At 34.1% G+C, this 14,970-nt stretch carries 15 protein-coding genes; 5 read left to right on the top strand and 10 right to left on the bottom strand.

Annotated elements, in window-relative coordinates; genetic code table 11:
* Positions 1-179: 179 nt before the first annotated feature.
* The 5 genes from gcvH to BM319_RS15315 form a co-directional block, all read right to left on the bottom strand.
* Positions 180-563 carry a glycine cleavage system protein GcvH gene (gene gcvH / locus BM319_RS15335; protein WP_069034848.1) on the bottom strand — a complete coding sequence of 128 codons (384 nt, stop codon included), beginning with the start codon at positions 561-563 and terminating at the stop codon, positions 180-182.
* A gap of 45 nt (positions 564-608) precedes the next feature.
* Complete coding sequence (locus tag BM319_RS15330) at positions 609-965, bottom strand: arsenate reductase family protein (RefSeq protein WP_091023496.1); 357 nt, start codon at positions 963-965, stop codon at positions 609-611.
* A gap of 323 nt (positions 966-1,288) precedes the next feature.
* Positions 1,289-3,073, bottom strand: a complete 1,785-nt coding sequence (locus BM319_RS15325) for an acyl-CoA dehydrogenase FadE (RefSeq protein ID WP_069034850.1) — start codon at positions 3,071-3,073, stop codon at positions 1,289-1,291.
* 77 nt (positions 3,074-3,150) lie between these two features.
* Positions 3,151-4,326, bottom strand: coding sequence for an acetyl-CoA C-acetyltransferase (locus BM319_RS15320; RefSeq protein ID WP_069034851.1), 1,176 nt, complete (start codon positions 4,324-4,326; stop codon positions 3,151-3,153).
* Positions 4,327-4,347: 21 nt separating this feature from the next.
* A complete protein-coding gene (locus BM319_RS15315) occupies positions 4,348-6,729 on the bottom strand; it encodes a 3-hydroxyacyl-CoA dehydrogenase/enoyl-CoA hydratase family protein (RefSeq protein ID WP_091023581.1) in 2,382 nt (793 codons plus the stop codon).
* Between the two features lie 249 nt (positions 6,730-6,978).
* Here BM319_RS15315 and BM319_RS15310 point away from each other — a divergent pair, with 249 nt between their 5' ends.
* Positions 6,979-7,119 (top strand): YuzL family protein, encoded by a 141-nt coding sequence (locus BM319_RS15310; protein ID WP_091023494.1) that lies wholly within the window; start codon positions 6,979-6,981, stop codon positions 7,117-7,119.
* Positions 7,120-7,292: 173 nt separating this feature from the next.
* Here the strand turns inward: BM319_RS15310 and BM319_RS15305 are convergent, their stop codons facing one another.
* Together BM319_RS15305 and BM319_RS15300 are read right to left on the bottom strand one after the other, a co-directional pair.
* Positions 7,293-8,210 (bottom strand): proline dehydrogenase family protein, encoded by a 918-nt coding sequence (locus tag BM319_RS15305; RefSeq protein WP_069034853.1) that lies wholly within the window; start codon positions 8,208-8,210, stop codon positions 7,293-7,295.
* 188 nt (positions 8,211-8,398) lie between these two features.
* Positions 8,399-8,662: a DUF2573 family protein gene (locus BM319_RS15300; protein ID WP_069034854.1), complete on the bottom strand. Its 264-nt coding sequence runs from the start codon at positions 8,660-8,662 to the stop codon at positions 8,399-8,401.
* A 264-nt stretch (positions 8,663-8,926) separates the two neighbouring features.
* Between BM319_RS15300 and BM319_RS15295 the strand changes: the two genes are divergently transcribed.
* The 4 genes from BM319_RS15295 (at position 8,927) to BM319_RS15280 (ending at position 12,559) form a co-directional block, all read left to right on the top strand.
* Positions 8,927-9,730, top strand: a complete 804-nt coding sequence (locus BM319_RS15295) for a formate/nitrite transporter family protein (RefSeq protein WP_069034855.1) — start codon at positions 8,927-8,929, stop codon at positions 9,728-9,730.
* A gap of 115 nt (positions 9,731-9,845) precedes the next feature.
* Positions 9,846-10,664, top strand: coding sequence for a GDSL-type esterase/lipase family protein (locus tag BM319_RS15290; protein ID WP_091023491.1), 819 nt, complete (start codon positions 9,846-9,848; stop codon positions 10,662-10,664).
* Positions 10,657-11,574 carry an ABC transporter ATP-binding protein gene (locus tag BM319_RS15285; RefSeq protein WP_091023489.1) on the top strand — a complete coding sequence of 306 codons (918 nt, stop codon included), beginning with the start codon at positions 10,657-10,659 and terminating at the stop codon, positions 11,572-11,574. Before BM319_RS15290 ends, BM319_RS15285 begins: the two co-directional genes overlap by 8 nt.
* A gap of 25 nt (positions 11,575-11,599) precedes the next feature.
* A complete protein-coding gene (locus BM319_RS15280; protein WP_286141630.1) occupies positions 11,600-12,559 on the top strand; it encodes an ABC transporter permease in 960 nt (319 codons plus the stop codon).
* A gap of 59 nt (positions 12,560-12,618) precedes the next feature.
* On the opposite strand, the gene BM319_RS15275 is transcribed toward BM319_RS15280, so the two are convergent.
* The 3 genes from BM319_RS15275 to kynB all read right to left on the bottom strand — a co-directional run bounded on the left by BM319_RS15275 (position 12,619) and on the right by kynB (position 14,964).
* A complete protein-coding gene (locus BM319_RS15275) occupies positions 12,619-13,503 on the bottom strand; it encodes a cation diffusion facilitator family transporter (RefSeq protein WP_286143787.1) in 885 nt (294 codons plus the stop codon).
* A 125-nt stretch (positions 13,504-13,628) separates the two neighbouring features.
* Positions 13,629-14,327: a tryptophan 2,3-dioxygenase family protein gene (locus BM319_RS15270; RefSeq protein ID WP_025672328.1), complete on the bottom strand. Its 699-nt coding sequence runs from the start codon at positions 14,325-14,327 to the stop codon at positions 13,629-13,631.
* Positions 14,328-14,340: 13 nt separating this feature from the next.
* On the bottom strand, positions 14,341-14,964 hold the full coding sequence (gene kynB / locus BM319_RS15265; RefSeq protein WP_091023485.1) for an arylformamidase: 624 nt from the start codon (positions 14,962-14,964) through the stop codon (positions 14,341-14,343).
* Positions 14,965-14,970: the final 6 nt, after the last annotated feature.

Here is a 14,970-nt window from a genome sequence, read left to right as displayed (position 1 = left end):
ACTTTTGACTAAAAATCTTTTGTATATAGTATATTCGATTTTGCCTTTCTTGTTTCCTTTTTTTCCCCTAAATGAAAATGTCCCTTTAAATTATGTTTTATGTAAATAAGTTAAGCTTTATTACTTTTATTATACACATAAAATAAAAAAGCGCCCAAAAAGGACGCTTAATTAGATAATTAATCTTGATTAATCATTTCTTCGTATTGACCAGCAGTCATTAACTCATCAAGCTCTGAAGCATTTGTTGCTTCAACAACTACCATCCATGCTTTTTCGTATGGAGATTCGTTTACGAATTCAGGATTTTCATCTAGATCAGAGTTTACTTCAATTACTTTACCACTGATTGGAGCATATAGTTCAGATACTGTTTTTACAGATTCAACACTACCGAATGGCTCATTAATAGTAAGTTCATCGCCTACTTCTGGTAGCTCAACAAATACGATATCTCCAAGCTCTGATTGAGCAAAATGAGTAATACCGATATAGTATTTATTACCTTCAACTTTTACCCACTCATGTTCTTCTGAATAACGTAGTTCATTTGGAATTGACATTGTGAAATCCTCCTCTGATTAATTACCTTAAATTATATAGTTATTTTATAACCAAACCTTTTCAAATACTTCCTCATTAAAACCAACTGTCGCTTGATCTCCATTAAAAAGTAGAGGTCTTTTAATTAGTTTACCATCTGTACTTAATAGTTCTAAAAGCTCGTCCTCTGTTTTTGTTGGAATAACATCCTTCAATCCAAGCTCGCGATATTTAACGCCACTTGTATTAAATAATTTATTTATTGAAATTCCACTTGCTTTAAAAATATCAGCAAGTAATTCCTTTGAAGGTGGATTTAATGTAATATCAACTGCTTCTACTGGAATATTATGCTCTTTAAGCCATGAAGCAGCTTTTCGACAAGTTCCACATTTTGGATATGTATAAAAAATGATACTCATTTAGCAACTCCTCCCAAAATCTATTTTATCACAGGGAATAAGTTAGTTTAAATAGTTCCGTTCGAAAATTCTGTAATAATTTGTCGTCCAACCCATTATAGCAATATTAGTAGTACTAAACCAGTAGAACGTTCGTGTTTTTCGGTGTATTTCAACAAAAAATTTACTTTTTTAAAAAATACTAAGTAATTCCTTGATTTCCCTCAATATAGTTAAATATTATTCAACATATACTAGTATGGCACAACTCATGGGAAAAATATCCTATCTATCGAATGAATTAAGAAAAAACTGCCAATCAACAGATCGGCAGTTTTTTTAGATTAAACAGTATAACGCTCATCAGCTAATACATTAGCTGCAATTTCACGCTTCTTCGCAATTACATTAATTGGCGTATGACGTGTAAACTTACGAAGTGCTGAAGTCATCATTCTTAATGTATCACCAGTCTCAACAGCAACAAGTGTTTCCTTCGCATGAGCTTCGATTTCATTAAATGCTTCTTGGCAGAATACTTGAGTATAAAGTAATTTTTGGTTTGATTTTGCTAAGCCTACTTTATTGATCGCTTTTTCAGTACGTAGAACTGTAGATTCCATCGCGTAAATATTGCTTACGATATCTGCAATATTGACTAGGATTTCTTGCTCATTACTTAATGCTTTACCGAATTTTTGAACGGCTAATCCAGCAATCATGATTGCGATTTTTTTCGCATTACGAACTAAATATTTTTCTTGCTCTAGAGGTGCGTCTCCAACTTCCTCAGGCATTAACATCATTAGTTCTTCTTGAATTTGTTGTGCTTGTTGAAGTAATGGTAGTTCTCCGCTCATTGCTTTTCGTAGGTAAGTGCTTGGTACGATTAAACGGTTAATTTCATTTGTTCCTTCAAAGATTCGGTTAATACGAGAATCACGGTAAATACGCTCAATTTCATATTCAGCCATGAAACCATATCCGCCATGGATTTGTACACCTTCATCAGCTACATAGTCTAATACTTCAGAACAGAAGAATTTATTTAGTGAACATTCAATTGCATACTCTGCTACAGCAGCTGCTACTGCTTTTGGATCTTTTGCTTGCTCTTCAGTTAATTGACTGAAGCGATCCTCAAAAAGTCCTACAGTACGATATGCTGAACTTTCACTTGCATAAATTTTGGTAGCCATACTTGCTAATTTTTCTTGAATTAAACTAAATTTAGCAATTGGTGTTTTGAATTGTTGGCGTTGGTTAGCATACGTTGCTGATAATTCTAATGCACGTTTTGAGCCACCAACTGTACCTACTGCTAATTTGTAGCGACCAATATTTAAAATATTAAATGCAATAACATGACCTTTTCCAATATCACCTAAAAGGTTTTCTACAGGAACTTTTACATCTTCTAAAATCAATGTACGAGTTGAAGATGATTTAATTCCCATTTTCTTTTCTTCTGGACCAGTCGAAACACCTTCATAATCTCTCTCAACGATAAATGCCGAGAAGTGCTCTCCATCAATTTTTGCATAGACAACAAATACATCTGCAAACGCAGAGTTTGTAATCCATTGTTTTTCACCGTTTAAAATGTAGTGAGTTCCTTCAGCATTTAATTTAGCGACAGTTTTTGCTCCTAATGCATCTGATCCTGATCCTGGCTCAGTTAATGCATAAGCTGCAAATTTCTCACCTGATGCTAATCCTGGTAAATAGCGTTGCTTTTGATCATGATTTCCAAATAATACGATTGGAAGTGTACCAATCCCTACGTGCGCTCCTTGGGAAAGTGAGAATCCACCACCACGTGCAATTTTTTCTGTAATTAATGCTGAGCTAATTTTATCTAATGCGATTCCACCATACTCTTCTGGAACATCTGCAGCTAATAATCCTAGCTCACCAGCTTGTTTTAATAATCTTACAGTGCGATCAAATTCATGTTGCTCTAAATACTCTAATTCAGGTAAAACTTCATTTATTACAAAATCTTCAGTTGTTTTTGCAATTAATTTATGCTCATCCGTAAAATCCTCTGGTGTAAAAACTTTATCAAAAGTCACTTCTGTTGTTAAAAAGCTTCCGCCTTTAAGTAAGTTACCGATTGTTTTTTCCATCGAAAATTCCTCCCATTTTCTATTTACTTGTCTCTTCATCAAAGACATGATTCTAACAATCTATTTCCGTACATCTATTAAACTAATTCAAATACTCCGGCAGCACCCATTCCGCCACCAACACACATCGTTACGATACCAAACTGCTCTCCACGTCGCTTCATCTCATGTAATAGAGATAAAGTTAATTTAGTGCCAGTACAGCCAAGTGGATGCCCTAATGCTATCGCTCCACCATTTACATTTACTCGGTCTTCATCAAGACCTAAGTGACGAATAATTTGAATTGATTGAGAAGCGAAGGCTTCATTTAATTCAAAAATTCCAATGTCAGATAAACTTAATCCTGCTAATTTAAGAGCTTTTGGAATTGCTTCAACTGGTCCAATTCCCATCACTTCAGGAGCTACTCCAGCTACTGCAAAAGAACGGAATTTTAATAACGGACTTAGTCCTTCAGCTTCTGCTTTTTCACGATCCATTACTAATACTGCTGCTGCCCCATCACTTGTTTGTGAAGAGTTTCCAGCAGTTACAGAACCTCTCACATTAAATGCTGGTCTTAATTTAGCTAATACTTCAGAAGAGGTTCCTTCACGAACACCCTCATCTTGAGAGAAAGTAAAATTCTTCTCTTCTAATTTATTGTTTGAGTTAACCGAACGTAGCGTTACATCAACTGGAACGATTTCGTCTACAAAACGCCCTTCTTTAATAGCCGCTGCTGCGCGCTGATGACTACGTACCGCAAAAGCATCTTGATCTTCTCTTGAAATACCGTAGCGATTGGCAACTTGCTCAGCAGTATGCCCCATACCCATATAATACTCTGGTGCATTTTCTACTAATCTACTATTTAAACGAGCAACATGCCCTCCCATTGGAAGTAAACTCATTGATTCTGCTCCGCCTGCAATTATAGCTTCAGAATGACCTAGCATAATTCGTTCACTTGCATAAGCAATACTTTGTAGACCTGAAGAACAATAACGGTTCACTGTAATTCCTGGAACTGAATGCGGTAATCCAGCTAGTGCTCCAATATTACGCGCCATATTAAATCCTTGCTCGGCTTCCGGCGATGAGCAACCAAAAATGATATCATCGATTGGACCATCGTAATTTCCAGCACGCTTTAATGTTTCTTTTACAACTAATGCCCCTAAATCATCTGGACGTACTGTTGCAAGTGATCCTTTTTTCGCTTTACCTACAGGTGTTCTCGCACCCGCTACAATAACAGCTTCTCTCATGTTCTTCCCTCCATCTTTCGATTAATTACGTAACGGTTTTCCTTTTACAAGCATGTGTTGCATACGAGCTTGAGATTTCATTTCTGAAATTAAACTTAAAAATGCTTCACGTTCAATATTTAATAAATACTCTTCGTCTACTAACGTTCCAAATGGTACTTTTCCACCTGCAATGACATACGCTAGTTTCTTAGCAATTGTTAAATCATGTTCACTAATATAGCCAGAATAGTACATTGAGTTTGCACCAGCTAATAATGTTGCATAACCAGACTCACCAACTACTGGTACTTTCTCACGAATTGGCGCGCTATAACCTGCTTCATATAACTCAAGTACTCGTTGTTTTGCTTCATAAATTAAGTGATCTGCATTAAATACTTTGCGATCATCATGATTTAAGAATCCATTTTCAAATGCTTCTTGAGCAGAAGTCGATACTTTTGCCATTGCAACAGTTTCAAATACTCGATTTGCAAGACCTTGCAAGTCAAACTCAACACCTTCTGGGAACTGTTTTAATTGTTTAATATAAAGCTCTTTACTACCGCCCCCACCTGGGATTAAGCCTACGCCAACTTCAACTAAGCCCATATAAGTTTCAGAAGATGCAACTACGCTAGCAGCTGGTAAACAAATTTCAGCACCGCCGCCCAGTGTCATACCGTAAGGAGCTACAACTACCGGTTTATCAGAGTACTTAATTTTCATCATTGCTTGTTGGAATCCTTTAACAACCATTTCAATTTCAAAATAGTTGTCATCTTGCGCCTCCATTAAAATCATTGCTAAATTAGCACCGACGCAGAAGTTCTTAGCTTGATTACCAATAACTAAGCCTTTATAATTTTTTGAAACTTCATCAACTGCGAAGTTAACCATTTGCGTAATATCCATGCCAATTGCATTGCTCTTTGTATGGAATTCTAAACATGCAACTCCATCTCCAAGGTCAATTAAACTCGCACCTGAATTTTGTTTAATAATTCGACCTTGTTCTTTTAAAACACTTAATTTAACTTCTTTATCATTTCTTACTAGCTCTTCAAATTGGCCATTATGATAGAAGCTAGTCACTCCATTGTCGTTTTTATAAAATGTTTCGTTACCACTATCGATCATATTCTTAACCCAGTTCGGTACAGTTAAGCCTTCGCTTTCCATTCGTACGACTGATTTAGACACACCAATTGCATCCCAGATTTCAAATGGTCCTAAATCCCAGCCAAATCCCCACTTCATTGCTTGATCAATTCCGACGATGTTATCAGAAATTTCACCAGACAATTCAGCTGAATAGACTAATACCGGGCTAATAATGCTCCATAAGAAATTACCAGCACGATCATCAGCGTATACAAGCGCTTTCAACTTATTCGCTAAACCTTTAATTTGCTTGATGCTTTCAGTTGAAGCTGTTTTCAAGCTTTTTCTTTCTCCATATTCAAATGTGCTTGGATCTAATTCTAAGATTTCTCTACCTTGCTTTAAGAAAAATCCTTGCCCAGACTTACTTCCAAGCCAATTACGATTAGCCATTTCTTTCATAAATTCTGGAACTTTAAAAACTTCTTTCTCTTCGCCTTCTACTAGCTCATAAACATTGTTTGCAACATGGATAAATGTATCTAATCCAACTACGTCCAATGTACGGAATGTAGCACTAGAAGGGCGCCCAATCATTGGACCAGTAATTGAATCAACTTCTCCAACACTGTATCCACCTTTTAGCATTTCTTGTACAGTTACAAGTAATCCGTAAGTTCCGATACGGTTTCCAATAAAGTTTGGAGTATCTTTTGCTAATACAACGCCTTTACCTAAAACGTCTTCTCCAAAACTTTTCATAAATGTAAGTACTTCTTCAGATGTATGTTTAGTAGGAATAACTTCTAATAATTTTAAATAACGTGGTGGGTTAAAAAAGTGAGTGCCTAAGAAATGTTTCTTGAAGTCATCTGAACAATTTTCAGACATTGCTTCAATTGAAATACCTGATGTATTTGAGCTCACGATTGAGCCTGGTTTGCGATATGCATCAACACTAGCTAATACTTGTTTTTTAATGGCTAAATTTTCAACAACTACTTCAATAATCCAGTCAACTTCGCTTAAACGACTCATGTCATCTTCAAAGTTACCTGCTTGAATTAACGTTAAGTTTTTCTTAGATGCAAGAGGAGCTGGCTTTTGTTTCAATAATTTCTGAATAGCCGTTTGACTAAATCGATTACGAAATTCTTTGGAGTCAGTAGAAAGACCTTTTGCAGCATCTTCCTTAGATAGTTCTCTTGGGACAATATCAAGTAGTAATGTTGGAATACCTATGTTTGCCAAGTGTGCAGCGATACCAGATCCCATCACACCAGAGCCGAGTACAGCGGCTTTTTTAATTTTTTGGATCATATGCATTTCTCCTCCTCATATCTTGAATGAATACTCATTCACTTTCTGGATAAAACAATCCATTATCAATGAGCCCTCTTCTTCCACTATATGATAAATTCTTATTTTTCGCAATAAACAAAAAGTTCAAATTAATAAAATTTTATTTATGATGTAAAATCCTTCCTCTGCTTTTTTTATCACACTCCATTTTTTACTAATAAGTTTATTTAAATAGGTTAGTCTAAGAAATGGAGGTGATAAGATATGAAACGTGAAAGAAATCCATCAAAGGGTGGAGTTAGTGCAGCAAGTGTTCAAGGTAATGCAAGTCATGGAGATCAAAAAGAAGAAAAAGGTAGACAAAGTAACAATCAGCAGTACGGTAAAAAAAATATGGGTCAGTAAGCTTTTTTCACTCAAGTTTAATATTAAAACTAGGACCTCGTGTCTAAAGCAATTATAAGAATAATGTTGTTTTACTAATAACTACTTATCACAAAAAATCCTGTATAAAGAGAAAAAGGCTGACTAAAAAGGATCCTCACTCAATCCTTTTTAGTTAGCCTTTAATTTTAAAATTATTTACTAAACATACCTTTTAATACGAACGCAACGTTTGCAGGACGTTCTGCAAGACGACGCATGAAGTATCCGTACCAGTCAGTACCATAAGGAACATAAACTCGCATATTATAGCCTTCTTTAACAAGCTCTAATTGACGCTCTGTACGAATTCCGTATAACATTTGGAACTCAAATTGATCGTTTGGAATATTATGTTCTTTTACTAATTGTTTTGTATACTCAATCATTGCTTCATCATGTGAAGCGATTGCAGTAAAGTTGCCGTTTAATAAGTGCATTTTAATGATTTTTTTGAAGTTTTCATCCACATCTTTTTTCTCTGGGAATGCTACTTCAGCAGGCTCTTTATAAGCACCTTTTACTAAACGTAAATTTGGTTTTAAGCTGTTTAAATCTGTAATATCGTTTTCAGTTCTGTATAAATAAGCTTGGATAACTGTTCCGATATTATCGTACTCAGATCTTAATTGCTTAAAGATACGAATTGTTTTTTCACAACGAGTGAAATCTTCCATATCAATTGTAACGAATACACCATTCTTTTTAGCTGCCTCTAAAATACGACGCATGTTTGATAAAACTAACTCGTCAGAAATATCAAGACCCATAGAAGTCATTTTTAGAGAACATTGTGAATTTAATTTTTCTTTTCCAATCGCTTCAATCGCTTCGATACAGTGATCAGCCATTTCATTTGCTTCTTCAACCGTGTCAACGAATTCCCCAAGATAATCAATTGTTACTTTTAAATTCTTTTTATTTAAGTCCTGAATAACTTTTGTAGCTAAATCGATTGTTTCGCCTGCAACAAAACGTCCTGCACCAAATCTTAGGCCATATTTTTTAGCCATTTTAGTCAAAAACTTATTTTTAGACATAAATAAAAAAGCATTCTTCATAACTTGTTCCATTACTCTACCCCCAAAATTAAACTTTACTTTTCTCTATATATATTACTAATGTATCATCTATTGAAATTTGTTAAAACAATTATTTAATAATTTGTCGAATTTTGTTTATTGAAAAATGTATGCCCTTACTTAATATTATATTATCATAATTTATATATGCCGTCATCTTTGAAAATTATGGATAAATATTATTGCTTATTTTTGTTAGCCATAGCTTCTCTATGCTGGTCATTTAACGTTTTAATCTCTTTAATTAAATTAACAACCTCATCTTTTGCTTGAGGATATGTTTCGTTCCAATGTTTTACTAATGCGGGCATTGATTTTGATATGTATGTATACATAACCCACTTTTCCACTTTTGCTTGTTTTTCCTCAGACCAATCTCCTAATAACAATTCCGTATATTTTTTTAGTAACGCATCAAATTTTGCTTCAAATTCATTTTCCAAACGAAATCACCTCTCCATATAATTATTAATTTTCAACATTCTAATTTGAATCTTTCCTTTTTTACCTAAACCTGTTTACTATGAAATTATATTATATCTTCAACCAGTTTTAAGGTGATTATTTAAAAATGTAAAGTAAAAATAATAAATAGTATCTAACTTGTTCAATTTCATAATTTGTTCATAACTTCACAAACTTATCGTCATATTTTCTTTGTATACTATGAATGTGTTAATCAAAGAGCGCATAGGGAGTGAAACCATTTGGAACGAGATAGTATCCAATATTGTATTGATTTAGCTCTTAAAAAAAAGAAAATACTAGATCAAAGCTTATTTAAATATTTAACTCGTGCTGCCTTAGCATCTATTTATATAAGCTTTATTCTCATTGTCTGTTTAAAATTAGCTGAATTATTTAGATTGCAAAATTCACCATTTTCATCTGTAGCTTATCCACTCGTTTTCTCTACAGCATTAATTATGATTATTTATGGTGGTGGAGAATTATTTACTAGTAATACGATGTATTTTACCTTCTCAACATTAGCTAAAAAAACTTCAAAACTAGATTTAGTAAAAAACTGGATTACATGTTATTCAGGTAATATTATTGGAGCATTTATTTTTGCGATCATTTATTTTTTAACAGGTTTGGCAAAAGACTTTCCCGCCGATCATTTTTTAACAGGTGTAGTTGACCATAAAATTCACGCATCATTTTTCCACTTATTTTTTAAAGGTATTTTATGTAATTGGCTTGTCTGTCTTGCTTGTTTCTTACCGACTAGATTTAAAGATGATTTAGCAAAAATGTTACTGATTTTTTTATTAGTATTTGCTTTCTTCTTCTCTGGTTATGAACACAGTATCGCAAATATAGCTGTCTTTACATTATCCTATATTATGCCTCATAATGTAGCCTTTACATTTGGTGATGTATTGCATAATTTAATTCCAGTTACACTTGGAAATATAATTGGTGGATCAGTTGGTGTCGGAATGGCATATTACTTCTTGAATAATGAACAAAAATTAGAAGTAAAAGAATTTAAACGTGCTTCATAAGACTAATCGACCTGTCTTCTTTTTTTTGAAGACGGGTTTTTTCGTGCAAATCTAATTTTATTATGGTAATAATGATTTTATAATGAAAATTTTTCCTTTTATGGTGGTGTGAAATATGAAATACAATCATTTTGTTCGGTTTATCATGTTCATTTCATTGCTTTGTTTTCTTTTATTATCATATGGCTTCGTAAAAGGTGCTTATTCAGTTTTAAATCCTCAAAAAAGCAAACTTATCGTGAATAATAATACACAGAAAAATAATCAAAATGACATTGTTCACAAAAACATTAAACTGAAGATTGTTGCATTAGGAGATTCACTTACGCGTGGTGTCGGGGATGATGAAGGAACAGGTTATGTAGGAAGATTAAAAACCATTCTACAAAAAGAGTATAAACAACCAACAACGATCACGAATTTAGCTGTTAGTGGCGCAAAAACATCAAATTTACTTAACGATTTAAAGAAAAAAAATATACAAGAAACGATTGGCTCAGCGGACATAATCGTACTTTCCATAGGAAGTAATGATTTATTTCCTGGCGCTAATCAATTAAACGAAGAATTTTTAAAGACATATCGACCAGATGAAAAAACGTTTAAAAATAATCTACAATCAATCTTTAAACTAATACGTCAAAAAAATCCTACAGCTTCTATTTATGCGTTTGGTTATTATAACCCATTTCATAATGTTCAAGGTTTAGATGCATCGTCAAGCTTTGTATCTAGATGGAACAATCTACTTGAATTATCGGTACTTCAAACGAATAATGCATACGTCATTCCAACATTCGATTTATTTTTTAACGAAGAAAAGAAATATTTGTACACTGACCATTTTCATCCGAACAAAGACGGTTATATTGAAATGTCAAATCGTTTAACTAGTAAAATAGGAAGTCAGCTTCGAGGTGCGTCGAATGAATAAAGTTCTTAAATTAGAAGGTGTTACAAAGAGCATTAAAGGAAAAGTACTAGTCGATAACGTTTCATTTGAAGTTAATGAAGGTGAAGTATTTGGCTTTCTTGGTCCAAATGGAGCTGGAAAAACAACAACTATTCGAATGTTAGTCGGATTAATCAAACCAACAAAAGGAACAATTGAAATCGCTGGTTATCCAGTTAAGACTCATTTCAAAGAAGCAATGCGACAAATTGGATGTATTGTAGAGAATCCAGAATTATACGGTTATTTAACTGGATGGGAAAATCTTAATCAATTTGCGAGAATGTTAGGCATTAGAGATGATAAGAAAATAAGTGAAGTCGTAAATTTAGTAAAATTAACCGATCGAATTCATGAAAAAGTAAAGACGTATTCACTCGGAATGAAGCAAAGATTAGGAATTGCCCAAGCGTTACTTGGAGGCCCTAAGCTTCTTATTTTAGATGAACCTACTAATGGACTAGATCCAGCCGGTATTCGTGAATTACGTGAATTTATTCATATGCTTGTAAAAGAGCAAAATATAAGTGTTTTTATTTCAAGCCATTTATTAAGTGAAATCGAAATGATTTGTGATCGCGTAGGAATTATAAATAAAGGGAAAATGGTTAGAGTTTCAACAGTAAAAGAATTAGTAAAAGAAGCTGCTGAAAGAGTTGAATGGCGAGTTTCTCCAATACAAAAAGGGCTAGATTTATTAAAAAAGGATTCTACGATTCAAGATATCTTGGTAAAGGATGAGCTTATACTGTGCAGAATGTCGCCGCTCAAAATAAATGAGGTCATTCAACAATTCGTAGCAGCAGATGTGCAAGTAAATGGCGTTAAAACAATGTCTGAAACATTGGAAGATTTATTCATGGAAATGACTGGAGGCGAAGTTCGTGGCTGAACTAATAAGACTCGTCTTTAACGAAATTGAAAAAATGGTAAGGAAAAGAAGAATACTTGTTATCTTTTTCATTTTAGCAGTGCTAATCCCTATTTTTGTTTATGCTCAACTGCAGCAAACTGAAGAAACGATTAAAAGACTTGGTACTGATAATTGGAAAGTAGCACTTCAGCAAAAAATAGTCGACCAACAAAATAGATTAAACTCATCAGGAATACCTGAAGAATGGAAAAGTTGGTTAAAGGTTCAAATTGATCAAGAGCAATATTATTTAGATAACGACATAAATCCTACCACACCTGGAGCACCTACATTTATACGAAAATTAATTGAACAAAGTATTGGGTGGCTTCTTCTACCTTTATTGGTCATGGTCATCACAATCGATATTATATCTGGTGAGCGAAGCGACGGTACTATAAAAATACTCCTAACCCGTCCCATCAAAAGATGGAAGGTCTTACTTAGTAAATACATATCCATTTGTTTATTAATCTCTTTTCTTCTCGTTCTATACGGCGTATTGGCATATGTCGTTTCAGGATTTGTTTTCAGCTTTAAAGGCTGGACAGTACCTGTGTTAACAGGATTTGTCATTAAAAATAACCAGCTACTAACTGATTCGGTTCAACTGATTCCCCAATGGCAATACATCATAATGGCCTTTGGACTTGCTTGGTTTGTTTGTATAATAATTGGAACTCTTTCATTTATGGTATCCGTATTAGTTCGAACTACACCCGCTGCAATGGGCATTATGCTAGCCGCATTAATAACAGGAAGCGTTCTAAGCGGACTAGCTACATCATGGTCAGGAGCAAAATACTTCTTTAGTGTAAACCTTGGACTAACTGACTACTTAGCCGGTCAACTCCCTTCCATTGAGGGATTAAACATGCACTTCTCTCTTATGAATTTATCAATATGGGGAATTTCAGCATTATTAATCTCTTTCATCGTATTTATTAAGCAAGATATGAATTAAATAGAACGGGGATTGAAAAGTTTAGATTCTTTTCAACCCCCTTTCCTTTTTTATCCACCTTAATCCTTTCCTCCTCTCCCTGACCTTAATGGCTCAACATGAATGTGAGTATATTGAATACCATGATGTTGGCTTAAAATCATTTCGATTTGGTCTGTGATGCCGTGACTTTTACTCACATCTATTCCGCCGTCTACTTCAATGATTACATCTGCAATTGTTGTATTCCCGTACATTCTTGCTCTTAAATCTACAACTTTATGTACACCTGGCACTTTATCAACTGTTTCAGTAAAAAGATTCATTTCTTCTGGATCGAATCCATCCGTTAATAGGAGAGTTGCATCATAAAAAATCTCCCAGGCTGTTTTGCAAATAATCACACCTACTAATATGGCCGCAATTGGATCGATAATAGGAAAACCAATCGAAGCACCTAGGACACCAATCGTCGTTCCGAAGCTAACTAATGCATCGGAAAAATTATCTTTTGCTGAAGCCTCAAGCCCTTTACTCTTTGTTCTCTTGGCAACTTTATTATTATAAAAATAAATGCCAAACATAAAAATTCCAGAAGCAAATGCCACTACAGCTGCTAGTCTATTCGGTGTCTCATATTCTCCAACGAAAAGTGATCGAATATTTTCAATAATAACCTGTAAACCAACCGACATCATAATAAAAGACGCAATTAAAGTAGCTATTTGCTCTGCTCTTGAATGTCCATAAGGATGATCTAGATCTCTCGGTTTTCTTGCGATTCTTATTCCGATCAATACAGCCAAAGTCGCACCAATATCAGTCACATTGTTAAGTCCATCAGCTAAAAGAGCACTAGAATTTGTATAAAAACTAACAAGTACTTTTACACTCGCAAGAACTAAGTAGGAAATAACACTTAAAAAAGCAGCAATGTCTAATTGCTTTTGAAGATTTTTATCCATGAATTCACCCCGCTCTAATAAAAAATCATATGGCCTTATCATACCCATAATGCAATTTTTCCATTTTAAGTAAAAAAAACAGATTTGAATAATCAAATCTGTTTTTTCTTATCATACCTCTTTCATTAAAGTGGCTTTGGATTATAGCTTGATCCAGTTAAATCTGTTAAGTCACAAACCGTTTGCCATAATTCAGGATAAAATTCAAATCTTACAGCACGTTCTAAAGCTTCTGCTGGTACTCCTTTTAAGCTCTTCGTATTCATACCAATCATGCGGCGAACAAGTTGAATATGTTGTCTGCGGAATGATTGGAATCTTTCATCAAAGCAAGTTAATTCTTGCATTAATTGGAATAACTCAAAGTTTTTAGCTGCATCTTGATGTAATTGAACCGGTGTAAGTAAATTTTCATCTAATAAATCTTTAAAAGGCTGCCAAAGTGTTGGACCTAATTTTAAGATTTCATTAAATCCTGGAGAATCTTGACCGCTTCCTCTTCCTAAAGCTAAACGAATAATATGATAGTCACTTGGACTTACTAGTTTTACCATATCAAAAACTGCTGGTAAATGTACTAGGTGATTATTAATTCGTTGTAAATGATGTGTTGCTTTTGTAACCTCTTTTGCACGCATATGTTTATCTGCAAAATGAATAGATTGGATGATTAATTTAAAATGTAACTCGGCAATTTGATGAACCGTTTGAAATGTTAATTCATCTGGACAAAATAATTCTTCGTCAGGTTTTTGTAAACTTAATAATTCTTCTGTTCGAATATACTTCTCGTAATCTGTCAGTTTTTTTTGCTCTTGTGTCATTTCCCTTTTCCCCCTAAACTAATTTACGTAAAACTGCTCGTACAGGACTACCATCTGCATCTGTTAATGGTAGTGGTAATGCAATAAGCTCATACTCACCTGGAGTTACATTTCTTAAATCAATCGATTCGAGAATATGAATACCGGCATGATGAAGAGCATGATGTGCTTCTAGGTCCTTACTATCAAGTGGGTCTACTGAAGGTACATCTACTCCAACTAATTTAACGCCTTTTTCATGTAAAAACTCTGCTGCATCCTTTTCAATATGCGGAATTCTCTCTGGGAAAACGCTATCATTTTTCCATGAATTTGTTTTAATTAATAAACGTTCTACACCATCGAATCGAAAAGCTTCTAAATCCGACTTTTTAATGCAATCTACTTCAATCAGTTCGATTACTTTTGCAATCCCTACATATAAATTAGGATCTAAATCTATGACTCTCTTACCATTTTCATCAAAATGAAATGGCGCATCAATATGCGTTCCTGTGTGAGTACTTAAAGTTAGCTTCCCAACATTAACGGAGCCACTTTCCTCTTTTGTCCAGCTCAATTGAAATGAAAAATTTGTATCACCTGGCCATACAGGCATACCATTTTCCAGTCTTCTTGATATATCAATTAATGTCATTTGGCA

It is taken from the genome of Bacillus sp. UNCCL81 (assembly GCF_900112535.1).
In the GTDB taxonomy this organism is placed as follows: domain Bacteria; phylum Bacillota; class Bacilli; order Bacillales; family Bacillaceae_G; genus Gottfriedia; species Gottfriedia luciferensis_B.
The sequence above is the reverse complement of the archived record's forward strand: the minus strand, read 5'-3'. Positions and strand labels throughout refer to the sequence as shown.

Bases quoted from the DNA above. Each gene is read 5' to 3' on its own strand.
- gcvH (WP_069034848.1), bottom strand. From the start codon at position 563: ATGTCAATTCCAAATGAACTACGTTATTCAGAAGAACATGAGTGGGTA.
- BM319_RS15330 (WP_091023496.1), bottom strand. From the start codon at position 965: ATGAGTATCATTTTTTATACATATCCAAAATGTGGAACTTGTCGAAAA.
- BM319_RS15325 (WP_069034850.1), bottom strand. From the start codon at position 3,073: ATGGAAAAAACAATCGGTAACTTACTTAAAGGCGGAAGCTTTTTAACA.
- BM319_RS15320 (WP_069034851.1), bottom strand. From the start codon at position 4,326: ATGAGAGAAGCTGTTATTGTAGCGGGTGCGAGAACACCTGTAGGTAAA.
- BM319_RS15310 (WP_091023494.1), top strand. From the start codon at position 6,979: ATGAAACGTGAAAGAAATCCATCAAAGGGTGGAGTTAGTGCAGCAAGT.
- BM319_RS15305 (WP_069034853.1), bottom strand. From the start codon at position 8,210: ATGGAACAAGTTATGAAGAATGCTTTTTTATTTATGTCTAAAAATAAG.
- BM319_RS15290 (WP_091023491.1), top strand. From the start codon at position 9,846: ATGAAATACAATCATTTTGTTCGGTTTATCATGTTCATTTCATTGCTT.
- BM319_RS15285 (WP_091023489.1), top strand. From the start codon at position 10,657: ATGAATAAAGTTCTTAAATTAGAAGGTGTTACAAAGAGCATTAAAGGA.
- BM319_RS15275 (WP_286143787.1), bottom strand. From the start codon at position 13,503: ATGGATAAAAATCTTCAAAAGCAATTAGACATTGCTGCTTTTTTAAGT.
- BM319_RS15270 (WP_025672328.1), bottom strand. From the start codon at position 14,327: ATGACACAAGAGCAAAAAAAACTGACAGATTACGAGAAGTATATTCGA.
- kynB (WP_091023485.1), bottom strand. From the start codon at position 14,964: ATGACATTAATTGATATATCAAGAAGACTGGAAAATGGTATGCCTGTA.